Source organism: Clostridium zhoujianii, from assembly GCF_051590805.1.
GTDB lineage: Bacteria > Bacillota > Clostridia > Clostridiales > Clostridiaceae > Clostridium.
The window spans coordinates 84157-97750 of record NZ_JBPUTF010000005.1; the positions used below are offsets into that span (position 1 = coordinate 84157).

At 31.3% G+C, this 13594-nt stretch carries 14 protein-coding genes and 1 riboswitch; of the genes, 2 read left to right on the forward strand and 12 right to left on the reverse strand.

The window, feature by feature from the left end:
* Nucleotides 1–10 precede the first annotated feature (10 nt).
* From murQ to ACSYT2_RS17230, 4 genes are all read right to left on the reverse strand, one after another.
* Nucleotides 11–922 (reverse strand): N-acetylmuramic acid 6-phosphate etherase, encoded by a 912-nt coding sequence (gene murQ / locus ACSYT2_RS17215; protein ID WP_430856971.1) that lies wholly within the window; start codon nt 920–922, stop codon nt 11–13.
* Nucleotides 923–1162: 240 nt separating this feature from the next.
* A complete protein-coding gene (locus ACSYT2_RS17220; protein ID WP_438385277.1) occupies nt 1163–2746 on the reverse strand; it encodes a metallophosphoesterase in 1584 nt (527 codons plus the stop codon).
* Nucleotides 2747–2871: 125 nt separating this feature from the next.
* Nucleotides 2872–4053, reverse strand: coding sequence for a cation:proton antiporter (locus ACSYT2_RS17225; RefSeq protein WP_438385278.1), 1182 nt, complete (start codon nt 4051–4053; stop codon nt 2872–2874).
* A 67-nt stretch (nt 4054–4120) separates the two neighbouring features.
* A riboswitch (Fluoride riboswitch) is annotated at nt 4121–4180 on the reverse strand.
* Nucleotides 4181–4225: 45 nt separating this feature from the next.
* A complete protein-coding gene (locus ACSYT2_RS17230) occupies nt 4226–5128 on the reverse strand; it encodes a cation diffusion facilitator family transporter (protein WP_430856974.1) in 903 nt (300 codons plus the stop codon).
* A 343-nt stretch (nt 5129–5471) separates the two neighbouring features.
* On the opposite strand from ACSYT2_RS17230, the gene ACSYT2_RS17235 reads away from it, so the two are divergent.
* Together ACSYT2_RS17235 and ACSYT2_RS17240 are read left to right on the forward strand one after the other, a co-directional pair.
* A complete protein-coding gene (locus tag ACSYT2_RS17235; protein ID WP_430856975.1) occupies nt 5472–5777 on the forward strand; it encodes a hypothetical protein in 306 nt (101 codons plus the stop codon).
* Nucleotides 5778–5978: 201 nt separating this feature from the next.
* Nucleotides 5979–6320 (forward strand): hypothetical protein, encoded by a 342-nt coding sequence (locus ACSYT2_RS17240; protein WP_438385279.1) that lies wholly within the window; start codon nt 5979–5981, stop codon nt 6318–6320.
* Between the two features lie 112 nt (nt 6321–6432).
* Here the strand turns inward: ACSYT2_RS17240 and ACSYT2_RS17245 are convergent, their stop codons facing one another.
* The 8 genes from ACSYT2_RS17245 to ACSYT2_RS17280 all read right to left on the reverse strand — a co-directional run bounded on the left by ACSYT2_RS17245 (nt 6433) and on the right by ACSYT2_RS17280 (nt 13592).
* Nucleotides 6433–7284 carry a PhnE/PtxC family ABC transporter permease gene (locus tag ACSYT2_RS17245; RefSeq protein ID WP_430856977.1) on the reverse strand — a complete coding sequence of 284 codons (852 nt, stop codon included), beginning with the start codon at nt 7282–7284 and terminating at the stop codon, nt 6433–6435.
* Complete coding sequence (gene phnE, locus ACSYT2_RS17250) at nt 7281–8066, reverse strand: phosphonate ABC transporter, permease protein PhnE (protein ID WP_430856978.1); 786 nt, start codon at nt 8064–8066, stop codon at nt 7281–7283. The genes ACSYT2_RS17245 and phnE overlap by 4 nt, the downstream gene beginning before the upstream one ends.
* A gap of 10 nt (nt 8067–8076) precedes the next feature.
* Nucleotides 8077–8841: a phosphonate ABC transporter ATP-binding protein gene (gene phnC / locus ACSYT2_RS17255; RefSeq protein WP_430856979.1), complete on the reverse strand. Its 765-nt coding sequence runs from the start codon at nt 8839–8841 to the stop codon at nt 8077–8079.
* Nucleotides 8842–8867: 26 nt separating this feature from the next.
* Entirely contained in the window at nt 8868–9914 is a 1047-nt protein-coding gene (locus ACSYT2_RS17260) for a PhnD/SsuA/transferrin family substrate-binding protein (protein ID WP_430856980.1), read from the reverse strand.
* 112 nt (nt 9915–10026) lie between these two features.
* Nucleotides 10027–10839 carry a PHP domain-containing protein gene (locus ACSYT2_RS17265; RefSeq protein ID WP_438385280.1) on the reverse strand — a complete coding sequence of 271 codons (813 nt, stop codon included), beginning with the start codon at nt 10837–10839 and terminating at the stop codon, nt 10027–10029.
* A gap of 11 nt (nt 10840–10850) precedes the next feature.
* A complete protein-coding gene (phnL, locus tag ACSYT2_RS17270; RefSeq protein WP_438385281.1) occupies nt 10851–11546 on the reverse strand; it encodes a phosphonate C-P lyase system protein PhnL in 696 nt (231 codons plus the stop codon).
* A 13-nt stretch (nt 11547–11559) separates the two neighbouring features.
* Nucleotides 11560–12735, reverse strand: coding sequence for a phosphonate metabolism protein PhnM (gene phnM, locus ACSYT2_RS17275; RefSeq protein ID WP_438385282.1), 1176 nt, complete (start codon nt 12733–12735; stop codon nt 11560–11562).
* An 11-nt stretch (nt 12736–12746) separates the two neighbouring features.
* Nucleotides 12747–13592 (reverse strand): ATP-binding cassette domain-containing protein, encoded by an 846-nt coding sequence (locus tag ACSYT2_RS17280; RefSeq protein ID WP_438385283.1) that lies wholly within the window; start codon nt 13590–13592, stop codon nt 12747–12749.
* Nucleotides 13593–13594 lie beyond the last annotated feature (2 nt).

The following is a 13594-nucleotide window of genomic DNA, read 5'->3' on the forward strand; positions in this document are numbered from 1 at the left end:
TACTTCTCCTCTATCCCTCTAAAGCCTCAAGTGCTTTAGTTATTCTTCCTTCATTCTCATTTAATATAGCAATGCTCTCTTCTCTACCTATGCTTGTAAGAATCATAAATATTGCTATTTTTACGTCTCTATTACTTTTTTCAAAATATTCTTCTGCTACTTCTCTTGAACAATCTGTACATGATTGTATAATTCTCTTTGATCTTTCAACTAGTTTTTCATTAGTAGCTCTTACATCAATCATAAGATTTCCATATACTTTTCCTAACTTTATCATTGCGCCAGTTGATAGCATATTCAGAACTAGCTTCTGGGCTGTTCCTGCTTTCATTCTAGTTGATCCTGTTATAACTTCTGGTCCAACTATTGGTGCAATTGATATCTGAGATACCTTCGATAATTCTGATTCACCATTACAAGTTACTGATATTGTTAGTGCTTTTACTTCATTTGCATACTCTAAACCACCAATTACATATGGTGTTCTCCCTGATGCAGCTAATCCAACCACAACATCATCACAACATATATTTTTTTCTTGTAAATCTTTTACTGCTAGTTCTTTAGAATCCTCCGCTCCTTCTTTAGCTCTGAAAATTGCTTCATATCCTCCAGCAATAATTCCTTGAACCAAATTTTCAGATACACCATATGTTGGTGGGCATTCAGAGGCGTCTAATATTCCAAGTCTTCCTGAAGTACCAGCTCCTATATATAGAAGTCTACCGCCTCTTTTTAACCTTTCTGCAATCTTGTCTATGGCTTTTGCTATATGAGGTAATTCTTTTTCTACAGCTAGGGGAACTAACTTATCTTCCTCATTTATCATCTTTACCATATCTATAGTCTCTATAGCATCTATATTTAATGTTTTCTTATTGACACTTTCCGTCACTAACTTATTCAAATTTATTTCTGCCATATTCTCAACTCCTTTAAGTAAGTTCTCTCTGTCTACGATTTCATAATATCACTTTTAAAATTTAATTTCAAGTATTATTTGAAAAAAATAAAATTTAATTTTATATTTTTTTGAAATTAAATTTCACTCCCTTATATTATCAATCAAATTCCTAGTATTTATAACAGAAAAAAGCCTATACAATAAACACATTTGTTACTAGTGTCTATTATATAGGCATACCCTATTATCAAATATATTTTAAGCTTTTCTAACCTTTTTCTTTAAAGTTAGTATTGCTAATATAGTTGATGAAGCCATAAGTATTATTATTGATAACATATTATTATCTCCAGTCTTTGGCGATTTCTTTTCTATTACAGTACTAATTGTCTCCACTGCTGGCTTCTCCTCCTTTGGTGTTACTTGGGACGCTTCTTCTAATTTTGATATCCCAAAATTATCTACAATATAAGGCTCTGCATTATTCTTACTTTGATCTATCTCATAAGCTGTTGCAGTTAACTTATCTCCATTAATAGTTATTCCCATAAAATTTTGAATTTGTGAACGAACAGGTCTAGATGCATCACTTGGGTCTGGACCATATATTGCTGCATGATGTTCATCTGCTCTATCAAATAAATCATAGTATGATTTATCTATCTCCTTATTCTTATAATATACCTTTGGTCCCGCTGTATTTGGCGTTACATATATAGTTCCATTAGGCTTTACTGAGTATTCAACACTTTGCCCATTAACAATTTCTGTTATCTTTGATTCCTCTGTTACTTTTCCATTTTTTAATGCCTTAGTACGAGAATATATATGATCATGTCCTTGCAAGACTAAGTCTATTCCAAGCTCCTCCATAATTGGCGCTACCTTGTTCCTTACTCCATTTTCACCCATTATATCTGAGTCAGTTGAGTGATTAGATGTTGTATATGGCCCTTTATGCATATTTACAACAATCCATTTAGCACCCTTTTCTTTAGCTGCTTTAACATCCTTCTTCATCCATTCAATTTGGCCTGTAGTAAAATTTGCATATTCATCTGAATTCTCGTTGTTATTTAAAACTATAAAATGAGCATTAGAATAATCATATGAATAATATGCCCCTGTAGTTGTATCTGAGCCTTGGGGAGTATTTAAATTAAAATGATCAATAAATGAATTTTTCTGCTTTTCGTGATTTCCTGCTACTGGTGCAAATGTAGTATTTAATAGATTGCTTTGTGAGTGAGCAAATAACCAATCCCATTGTTCCTCTTTATTACCACTATCTACCAAGTCTCCATTTAATGAAATAAATTCAGCATTTTTAACAGTATTGAATGCCTTTCTAATTGTTTGACCTGATAAATCTGCTTCCTCCTCAGTCTTTGCTTGGGTGTCCGCTATATTTATGAATGTAAACGCTCCACCCTTCGGTGCTGTCTTAAAGGTTCCTACTTCACTCCAATTATTCTTCTCCTCATCTCCAACTCTATAAAAATAATTAGTATCTTCCTTTAGTCCAGTTGCTTCTACCTTATGAAGAAGTTCTGATTTTGAATTTGTTGGCACTGAGCTTCTTCCAGTAAATTTTTTTGCCTTTGTGAAGTCGGGATTCCCCCCTACTTTCTCTACTATTTGTAAGTTACTATTACCAAATTCCTTTGCTGTATACCAAGTAAATCCCTTACTTGAGGTTGTATCCCCATAGAATGTGGCATTTACCTTCCTTATACTTTCTATTGATGTATTGGTGTTCGCTTGTACATTACCACTAATCCCACCTATTGTTGAAATTATGCATGTAGCTAAAAGCATTGTTAGTATTTTTCTACCCTTCATTTTCCCATCCCCTTTATCTATATTTAACACACAACTATATTTTAACTATCCATTGTTAATAACACTTAATAATAGTGTTATCCCCCTGTAAAAGCTATGTTAAATTGATAAAGGAAACAGCCTAGCTAATTACTCTTAAGCCACTTTTCTCCTGTGTACTTAATTCCCAAGGCTCCTAATGGTGCAGTTACAGCTATTGCTAGTACTGCTATAGCTAATATTAATTCACCAGATGCAACACCTGCTGCTAGTGGTACTGCACCCATGGCTGCTTGAACAGTTGCTTTGGGTAAAAATGCTACAATGCAAAATAATCTTTCCTTTAGATTTAAATTTGTTCCAATCAATGATATAAAAACTCCTATTGATCTTGCTATCAAACCTAATATTAAAACAAGTAATCCAAGTAAACCTGAATGTAATACAACATTTATATTAACTTCTGCTCCCACTAGAACAAATAATATTATCTCTGCAAATACCCAAACCTTATTAAACCTTTCAGATAATCTATTTGCTACCTTTGGATATTTATCTAACAATACAAATCCTATAGTCATAACTCCTAGAAGACTTGCCATAGGTATTATATCTTTTAAAATATCCTCGATTCCTGTAAGTATTATTGCCACCGCTAAAATCATTAAGGTCTTCTTTGTATCTCTTATATGATATTTTTTAAATATAGTAGTAAGTGCTATCCCTATAATCCCCCCTGCTACTAATCCTATAATTATTGATATTGGTATTCCAAGTAACTTTCCAGTAATATTAATATTCTCTCCTCCGTAAAAACCTAAGAATGTTGAAAAAATTGTTATAGCAAAAACATCATCTATAGAGGCCGCTGCTAAAATTATTGTTGGTATACCTTTATTACTTCCTTTTCCTCTATTAATGAATCCTAACATTTGAGGTACTACAACTGCAGGTGATACTGCTGCTATTATGAAACCTAACATCCCAGCTTCTATAAAGGAAATTCCTAATATAACCTTTCCTACTGCTGCTATAGCAAATCCCTCACATATACAAGGTATACAACTCATCTTTAGAGCTGTAGGCCCTATCTCCTTTAATGTATCTTTTTTAATACCAAGTCCTGCCCTTAATAATATAACTATTAGAGCTATCTTCCTTAAGTCTGGTGATATTTTTAGAATATCTTGATTAATTAAATTAAGTACATAAGGTCCTATAATTACCCCCAAAAATAACATTCCTAAAATTCCTGGAAGTCTTAATTTTTCAAAAACCTTATTTAAAATTAGTCCCAGTATAATTATTATTGCTAAACTTAATGCCATAAAATCCTCCAAAATTTAATTATTTTAAACATAAAAAAATCCTACAAAATAAAGATATTACTACCATTATTTTGTAGGAGTCATTAGCTTTTAGCGTTTAATGGCGAACTCCATCGCCTATTTAATTTACTCTTTTATCCTATCAGTTATTATTTATTTTGTCTATAGACTATTAAAGAGCCCACTTTTTATCTCCAGTAAAGTTTACATTTAACCATTTTTTTAGTTTTATATTTGTCATATTCCTGTAAACCTGTTCTCTAACTCTATCCATCTCTTCAAGCTCATTTAAATTTGAATCATCATTAAAGACAAAATCTATTTCTATTCTTAATTCTCTTCCGATTTTACTTACTCTTGTGTAAGAATCTTCGAAGTTATATTCCTCTTCTATATCCTTAACTATAGTATATATTTTATCATTAATTTCTTTATCCGCATTTCCATTAGCTATTTCCTTAAGGCTGTTAACTAAAGTAACTAAAGGAACCCTAATAAATAATCCCGATGTTAATATTACCATCACTGGGTCTACATACCTTGTTAAATTTGCCATAGAAGTCATTCCTAATATAAATGAAATTATAAATCCTACAAGAACTGCTGCACTTAAAACTGTATCCATAAGCCATTGATTACTTTCTGCCTTTAGTATATCCGAAGATAACCTTTTACCCTTTTTATACATAAACCAGTATATGAATGCACATCCAACAGTTGATACTATCGAATACCCTAAGGCCAAACTTGTATCTACAGGATTACCACCTGCTAATACCTCTTTAAATGCATTAGTAAATGTAATACTACACATTACAATTAAAACTATTGATTTAAATGCCACCGTTATAGGTTCTAGTATTCCTTTACCAAATGGGAATTTTTCAAAATCACTTTTTTCTATATAACTAGTTATATATATTGCTAATATGGATAAAAATAAACTTATTAATGAATATAATCCATCAAACATAATCATGCTTGATTTTATCATTACACCCCATGCTATTCCAAGTACAGCGAAAAATAAAGCACCAATTGCTGAAAATTTAAGTATGCTTTTTTCCACTTTCATCTGTTTCACCTCAATCAAATTTCTGCTAATACCATTATATCTTGTTAAAAATGGACAAACAACTAACTAAAATGGGGTAAATTCTTTACTATTATTGGGTAATTGTAGTTGTTACATTTTATTGAAATAACATATTAGTACCTATTTTTATGTTTATTAGTACTATATTGTTTTTTTAACTTCATATAATATCATTTGTGTTTTTCATCATTACATCTTACTACTATTGCTTAAATAAATAATTAATTTATTTGGTTACCTTATTTTAATATGTAACAGATATTCAATAACTAACATAGTATATATTATTAATTGTTCTTAAAGTATTTAGGAGGTTTTACTAATGGAAAATATTTATGAGTGTTGCAATTTTAATGATAATCAATGTGAATGCAAAGAATCTACTTGCTCTAATTCAGTTTGTAATGATATAGATTGTATTAATAATGAATTATGTGATATGAAGGCTGATATAGCAGCTGCACGTGCTAACCTAATAAACTTAGTAAGAGTTATGTGTATCTGTGGTGGTATTTTTGCTGAAGAAAAGCAACTTCTTATCTCTATCGAAAAGTCTTTGAATTCTCTTGATTGTAGCATTGCAAAAAGTAGAAAGTGTGCTCAATCTTTAGATAATGAAATCTGTTAATTCTAAATTGATTTAGTATCTAAAAACGTACTGATCAATTTATTCAGTACGTTTTTCCATAGGGGTACTCTATAAATCCTTATATATATATTAATGAATAACATTCCTTTCATACTTATAACAAAAAAACTTATAACCTCCATGCCATTCCTATCATAGTATAGAGTGTAGACAATAACTCTAAACTAAAGGAGGATACAAATGGAAACAAATATTTATAGCTGTTGTAATGATGAGGATAATTTCACTGACTCAATATCTAATTGCCAATGCAAAGATCAACAGCCACAACAATGTTGTAATGTTGACCCAGTAGATGCAACTATAAAGAAATTAGATAATGATTTATGTGATATGAAGGTTACCTTAGCTGAAACAAGAGCTAATCTAATTTTCCTTGCACAGACTATATGTAACTCTGGTTGCATAAGCAAAACTGAAAAAGTCCTACTTCTAAATTTAGAAAAGCAAATAAAATCCCTTACTTGTCAAATAAATGAAAGTAGACAGGACTTAGATTATTTAGATTGTTTGCTACACTAATTTAATTTTACCTATTTTTAGATAGCAAAGGGAATAAATAAAAAAGTAAAATAAGTAGAATGAATAAGAAGGTTAACCCTAATTATTCATTCTACTTATTTACATTTAAATATTATTTTAGATATTTATTTTTAACCTGTGTTGAAAAAGTCTCTAATAAAATAGCACAAACTAATATTCCAATTGTTATGAATCCAACCTCTCTTACATTAAAATAGAAATTACTCGCCATAAACAACTCAAACCCTATTCCCCCTGCTCCAGCTGCTGCTCCCATTGCTACTCCATTTGTAAAATTAATCTCAAATCTCATAAATGTCCAAGCCATAATATATGTCATTGATGATGGTAGTACTGCTTGGAAAACTATCTGCCACCAGCTTGCTCCACTAGCTTTAAGTGCCTCTATTGTACCTTCATCAATTTCTTCAAAAGCCTCTGAATAAGCTTTTATTAAATACCCTACTGTATGAAAGGTCATACCAATTATTGCTGCTTCACTTCCTAGACCTGCACTTACTGCAAAAATTAATACCCAAAGTACTGTAGGAACTGCACGTATAAATGCTACTACTCCTTTTATAACATTAGATACAATTTGATTAGATAAATTTCTAGCAGCAAACACCCCCAGTACTAATGCTATAATCCCTCCAATTAATGTTGTTAAGAAGGCTAATGATATTGTTACACCTATCTGACTTAAAGCATCATTAAAAGAAAAATGAGTTAAACTAGCTTCTAAAAACATGGTTTTAACATTAACCATTGTCTCTCCTAAAGCTTTGATTATATCTATTCCCTTATAGTCAAATGTAAGAAATCCTAATATGGTTAGAACTATTAAGCTTCCAAGAGTAATTTTAACGTACATTTGTGATGGATCTTTTGATTTAATTTTTATCCTTCCAGATATGTCTTTTCTAACATAAACATCTAAGGACTTTGGTATAGCTTCCATCATAATATCATCCTCCTGAGATAATTAGAAGTAAACTCAATTATAAATACAGAAATTATTATAGCTATTACAACTAAACTTGCTACCGAGTAATTCATACTCTTGTAGTACAGATCAAAAATAAATCCAATACCTGTACCTGTCAATATTCCTATTAATGTTGAGCTTCTAATATTTGTTTCAATCATATACAGTATCCAACTGATCATCTGTGTAAGACTTGATGGTATTATAGCTTGAAATATAATTTGAAAATATGAAGCTCCTGTTGCTTCTAACCCTTCAACAGCACTATCACTTGATTCATCTATTGTTTCTATAAATGCCCTTGTTAGTACTCCAAAGGATACAAAAAACAATGCAAAATATCCGGTTAAAATGTTTTGTCCAAAAGATAAGAGAAAAATCATTGCCCATACTGCATCTGGCACATTTCTCGAACATGAGGCAACTAATCTACTAAAACCACTTACTAATCCCCTTGATTTACTTACTTTAGATCCCATTATACCGAAGAATAAAGCAAATATAGCACCTATTGTTGTAGCTGCAATTGATAATAATATTGTTTCAACTAACTTTGATAGTATATCTGGAAACTTTGTTAATGCCTCTTCATTAGGTATAAACTGAGTAAACATCCACATGATTGCCTTAGGTACTGATGATAAACCTTTAATAGAATCAAATTTTGTTAATTGTGCAGATACTATTGCTATAAAGGTAATAGCAATAATTGCTAGGGTTATTATCCTATTTCTTTTTATTAAAGCTTCTATTTTCATTTTCTCACCCCTAGTCTGTGATAAGGCTACCATAATCTGAACCATATATCTCATGGATCTTTTCTTCAGTTAGTTCTGAAGGCTTTCCATTAAATACAGCCTTACCTCCATTAATTCCAATAATTCTATCTGAGTATTTCATAGCTACATCAACTTGATGTAAATTCAAAATACATGTAATTCCCATTTCTTTGTTTATCATCTTTAAATGATCCATAATTATTTTAGAAGCATTCGGATCAAGAGAAGCTATAGGCTCATCACATAAAACAAGCTTAGGGTTCTGAATTAAAGCTCTTGCAATTCCTACTCTTTGCTTTTGTCCTCCACTTAACTGATCACATCTCTTATAAGCTTGATCTTCTAATCCTAACATTGAAAGAATATGAAAAGCTTGTTTCTTCTCTTCTTCAGTGTAGATTCCAATGACTCCTTGTATAGTTGATTTATATCCTAATCTTCCATGAAGAACATTTTCTATAACACTTAATCTATTTACCAGGTTATAATGTTGAAATATCATTCCAATCTTTGTTCTTAACTCTCTTAGACCCTTTTTTTTAACACTTCCAACATCTGTATTATCAAAAATAACCTTCCCCTCAGTAGTATCAATCATTTTATTAATACACCTAAGAAGAGTAGATTTCCCTGCTCCAGATGGTCCTATTATAGAAATAAACTCTCCTTCTTCTACTGAGAAGTTAACATCTGTTAAAGCTCTTGTTCCACCTCTATATTCTTTACTAAGATCATTTACTTTTAGCAATTCCATATGTCTGTTAACTCCTTCTATATAATTTATTTTGACAATGCTCTAACTGGTTCAAACCATGAATCTTCAACCTTTGAGAATTTTTCTTGACCCTCTTTAGGGAAAAATCCTTTAAATGTTGCTCCCTTCGGAACAAATATCTTTTCATTTTTAGTAACTTCCTCAGAGGTAAATGCTTCTATTAATTTCTTTTGGTCTTCTTCACTTACTACCTTTGTATTTATAACTATTGGTGAGTTTAAAACTGGCTCACTTGATATTGCAGTAAACTCTTTTCCTATGCTTGTATTAAATGGTTCTGCTGCATCTGACTTAACTCTATAAGTTGTACCTACTTCATTAAATTTTCCACTAACTGCTTCTACATAATTAATTAAAACTGTATCACAGAAAGCTGCTACATCTGATTTCCCTGTTACTACATTTACAGCAGCACCCTGATGAGACCCACCATATAAAACTTCTGAAAAGAACTTGTCACTTCCACCTTGCATTAAATCATCAACCTTTAAGTCTTTCCACTTATCTTGCTTTGAAAAATAAGATACTATTGATGCTGTTGGAACCTTAAATCCTGATGTTGAGCTATTTGATACAAATGATATTTTCTTTCCTTGAATATTATCCTTAACATACTGTCCATCTTTTTTATACTCATCTGCTTTATTCTTTGGTACTGCAAGCCAACTATAATAAACTGCATCTTCTAATGTTCCAGACTTACCAGTTGGAACAACTAATGGTAATACTTTTTTATTTTTATTATTTGTTTCAACATATCCTTGAGCTCCCATAAATCCAAGAGCAGCTGTATCATTTGCTAGAGCTTCAATTGCTACTGAATAGTCAGTTGTTAATTTATGTTCTACCTTCTTACCTGTTGCTTTTTCAACAACCTTACCTACTTCATTACGTGCTTCTTCAAGATCTCCTCCTGACTCATTTGGATACCAAACCATTGTTATAGTTTTCGAATCTGCCTTATTAGATTTCTCTCCTGAACAACCTACAAGCCCTGTTAACATAGTTACTCCAACTAAGCAACTCATTACCAACATAAGTACTCTTTTCATTAATATTCTCCTCCCAAAATCAAGTTGTATTGTTTCCTTTATTTACAAATTAATTGTATCTATCTTAAGTTAATTCAATATTATAGTCATGTTAACTAGTGTTTTGATTTTGTTAGAATACTTGTAAAAATTCACCTGGAGATTCAATATCACCTATTCTCAAATCACTATCTCCATAATTTCCATGATAATCAGTGCCTCCAGTTAGGATTAATCCATATCTTTCTCCTATAACCCTTATCCTCCTGATATCTTCTTCACTATGACTATGGTGATATATTTCCACCCCATCCAAGCCCCTAGAAACTAACTCTGGAATAATATCATAGGAATTTAACTGACCTGGATGGGCTATTATAGCTATGCCTCCATCTCTTTTTATGGCATCTAAAGCTTTAAAGATATCTATATACTCTATGTCATTGGCACATATACCAGCATTTTTAAATAACCTTCTATATAAATCTGAATATATTTTATCTGTGTAATGTTTATCTATAAGTGCATCCATTATATGCTGTTTATATATAACTCCACTATTTTTGCTCTTCTTAGCTATATAATCAATATCTATCTCATAACCATCTTTTAACAAAGTATTTATCTGCCATATACTATTAGCATTTCTTTTTTCTAATAAGGGTTCACATATTCCCCTTATATTGGTGCCTTCAAGATTAAAATTATATCCTAACAAATGAACCTTTCTATTATGTATAAAGTCATATGCTGATATCTCAACCCCTGGTATTACCTTTATTCCTTTTTCAATCCCTAGGTCTACAATCTCTTTCAATCCTTTTACTGTGTCATGGTTTACTATTCCAATGTGAGTAACTCCATTTTCTTTAGCCATATTTAATGTTTCTTCAGAATTGTAAGAACTATCTGATATATTTGTATGAACATGTAAATCTCCTTTCATAATAGCCCCCCCTATACAAACTTTCCTGCTTCCATGTTATATGTTTTATCACAGAGCCCTTCCATAAACTCAATATCATGAAATATTCCAATCATTGTTGTTCCTTCTGACTTTAGTTGTTCTATAAGCTCCCTAACCTTAATCTTTGAAGCATTATCTAGACTTGCAGTTGGCTCATCAAGTAAAAGTAATCTTGGATGTTTTACCATTGCTCTTGCTATATTTAATCTAAGCTTTTCTCCCCCTGAAAAATTATTAGGATAGCTATCCCAAAGATCTTTCCCTAGTTCAAAATGTATAAGCATATTTTCTGCTTCTTTTTCCGCTACCTCTTCACTATGTCCCATTTCAAGAACTGCTTGCTCAATTAATTCTCTTGCTGTAGTCCTTGGCATTACATTTAAAAATTGTGATACATATCCTATTTCATATTTTCTTAAATAAATTATTTCCCTTTCAGATGCAGTTGATAAATTTATTAGTCCAAATTTATTAGACATGTACCAAATATCCCCTTCTTCAGGCAAATAGGTTCTATATAAACATTTAAGTATTGTGGATTTACCACTACCACTTTTTCCTGTTATTCCTATAAACTCTCCTTCTTTAAGAGCCATGTTGATATCCTTTGAAGCAATGATATGCTTATTAAGAGTATGAAGGGTGAAGGTTTTTGATAAATCTTTTATTTTTAATATTTCATCCATATAATTCTTCCTCCTAAATCCTATAATTTGTTTTCGAAATAAGCTTCCCATCAACAAATACTGAAGTTATCACTGGTATGTTGTTATCTAATTTTTCTATTACTAATAAATCTGCCTTCTTGCCTTCTTTAATTGACCCAAGATAATTATCTATATTAACTGCCTTTGCTGGATTAATTGTCACAAGTTTAAACATTTCACATAAATCTCTATTATATTTCTCATTAAGGATAAATATAGAATGAAGCATTGCTGCTGGATAATAATCACTACATAAAATATCAACTTCATCTTCTAATACTGCCTCTGCTGCTGAAAGATTCCCTGAATGTGATCCACCTAAGAGTACATTAGGAGCCCCTGCAACTGTAAGTAATCCCTCTTTTCTAGCCTTCTTTGCCACTTCCATCGTAATAGGAAATTCACTTATACTAGCACCTAAGGTTTTTATAAAATTAATTTTCTCCTCACTATCATCATCATGAGATGCAATTGCAATATTATTTTCCCTTGCTAGTTCAGCTATACTTTCTATCATTTCTACTGTTAGCTTTTCTTTTTCTTGGCTATTTCTAACTATATTATCTATCTCATTATCAGTTACATATCTATAACCTTTTAATGTCTTTCTATACATTTCAATATCTCTATACTGTCCTTGTCCTGGTGTATGATCCATAAAGGATAAAAGATGTACTTTTCCCTCTTTTATATATTTCCTTAATTGATCTACTCCATTTAAATTATCTATTTCAAACCTTGCATGAAATCTATGTCTTATTAAGTGTTTCTCATTATGTGATCTACTTATAACAGCTATAAGCTTATCTACATTTTCACTCCTTCTTATAGGCTTAGTCTCAAATAGATCCTTACCATATAAAGATAGTGAATGAAACATAGTTGTTATTCCTGTATTAATCAACACCTTTTCGGCTTCCCTTATACTCAAATCAAAATCCATCATACTAGTAGGTCTTGGTGCTGACATATTCTCAATATAATCAGCATGTATATCTATGAATCCTGGTGATATATAAGCTCCATCTACATCTACCACCTCTATGCCATCTCTCTCTAATTCACCTGACTTCTCAATTCTTTTTATAGAATCCCCTTCTATGAAGAGCTCATATCCCTCTAAGATTCTTTCTTCTGTAACAATCTTTCCATTTATCAATAAATACATAAGTTGCCTCCTTATAGCAGTGATTGCACTAATTGCTGGGTATATTCATGTTGAGGATCCTCTAATATTTGATCAGTTAACCCTTCTTCTACTATTTTTCCATTTAGCATGACAACTGTTCTATCTGCTAACATCCTTATTACTCCTAAGTCATGAGAAACTACAACCATACTTATACCTAATTCTCGTTGAAGTTTTTTTATTAAATCCAGTACATTAGCTTGTACAGATAAATCCAATCCTGTCGTTACTTCATCTAAAAGCAATATAGGTGGATTATTAGATAAAGCCTTAGCAATCTGAACCCTTTGTTGCATCCCACCTGAAAAGTTTTTAGGGGCTTCTTTCATTCTAAATATAGGAATATTAACATGGCTTAATAATTCTCTTGCCCTTTGTTCCATAAAGGATACATTTCTATTTCCTGCTGCTATTAATTTTTCAGCTATATTACCAATACAAGAAAAATCCATCTTTAGTCCTAACATTGGATTTTGATATACCTTACCTAAAAGATTATTTCTAATATTTCTTTTTTTCTGAGATGATACATTGAAAATATTCTTATTACCATCAGCAAAGTTTCTTATATATCCTTCACCTCTAGTTACATCCTTATCAAAATATAAACATTGCATCATGGTAGATTTTCCACTACCACTTTCCCCTACTACTCCTAGTATTTCCCCTTCATATACCTTAAATGAAATATTCTGACAGGCATAAACTGTACCACATTTAGGACAATAATTTTTTTCTAATCTATCCTCTTCAAGGTTTCCACAGTATTCGCAGCCATCTCCAAATTGCTTTCTTAGATTTTTCACCTCTAAAATAGGTTTTTCAAAATTCTTCATAC

Excerpts from the sequence above, each read along its gene's own strand:
- murQ (WP_430856971.1), bottom strand. The coding sequence starts at position 922 with ATGGCAGAAATAAATTTGAATAAGTTAGTGACGGAAAGTGTCAATAAG.
- ACSYT2_RS17220 (WP_438385277.1), bottom strand. The coding sequence starts at position 2,746 with ATGAAGGGTAGAAAAATACTAACAATGCTTTTAGCTACATGCATAATT.
- ACSYT2_RS17225 (WP_438385278.1), bottom strand. The coding sequence starts at position 4,053 with ATGGCATTAAGTTTAGCAATAATAATTATACTGGGACTAATTTTAAAT.
- ACSYT2_RS17230 (WP_430856974.1), bottom strand. The coding sequence starts at position 5,128 with ATGAAAGTGGAAAAAAGCATACTTAAATTTTCAGCAATTGGTGCTTTA.
- ACSYT2_RS17235 (WP_430856975.1), top strand. The coding sequence starts at position 5,472 with ATGGAAAATATTTATGAGTGTTGCAATTTTAATGATAATCAATGTGAA.
- ACSYT2_RS17240 (WP_438385279.1), top strand. The coding sequence starts at position 5,979 with ATGGAAACAAATATTTATAGCTGTTGTAATGATGAGGATAATTTCACT.
- ACSYT2_RS17245 (WP_430856977.1), bottom strand. The coding sequence starts at position 7,284 with ATGATGGAAGCTATACCAAAGTCCTTAGATGTTTATGTTAGAAAAGAC.
- phnE (WP_430856978.1), bottom strand. The coding sequence starts at position 8,066 with ATGAAAATAGAAGCTTTAATAAAAAGAAATAGGATAATAACCCTAGCA.
- phnC (WP_430856979.1), bottom strand. The coding sequence starts at position 8,841 with ATGGAATTGCTAAAAGTAAATGATCTTAGTAAAGAATATAGAGGTGGA.
- ACSYT2_RS17260 (WP_430856980.1), bottom strand. The coding sequence starts at position 9,914 with ATGAAAAGAGTACTTATGTTGGTAATGAGTTGCTTAGTTGGAGTAACT.
- ACSYT2_RS17265 (WP_438385280.1), bottom strand. The coding sequence starts at position 10,839 with ATGAAAGGAGATTTACATGTTCATACAAATATATCAGATAGTTCTTAC.
- phnL (WP_438385281.1), bottom strand. The coding sequence starts at position 11,546 with ATGGATGAAATATTAAAAATAAAAGATTTATCAAAAACCTTCACCCTT.
- phnM (WP_438385282.1), bottom strand. The coding sequence starts at position 12,735 with ATGTATTTATTGATAAATGGAAAGATTGTTACAGAAGAAAGAATCTTA.
- ACSYT2_RS17280 (WP_438385283.1), bottom strand. The coding sequence starts at position 13,592 with ATGAAGAATTTTGAAAAACCTATTTTAGAGGTGAAAAATCTAAGAAAG.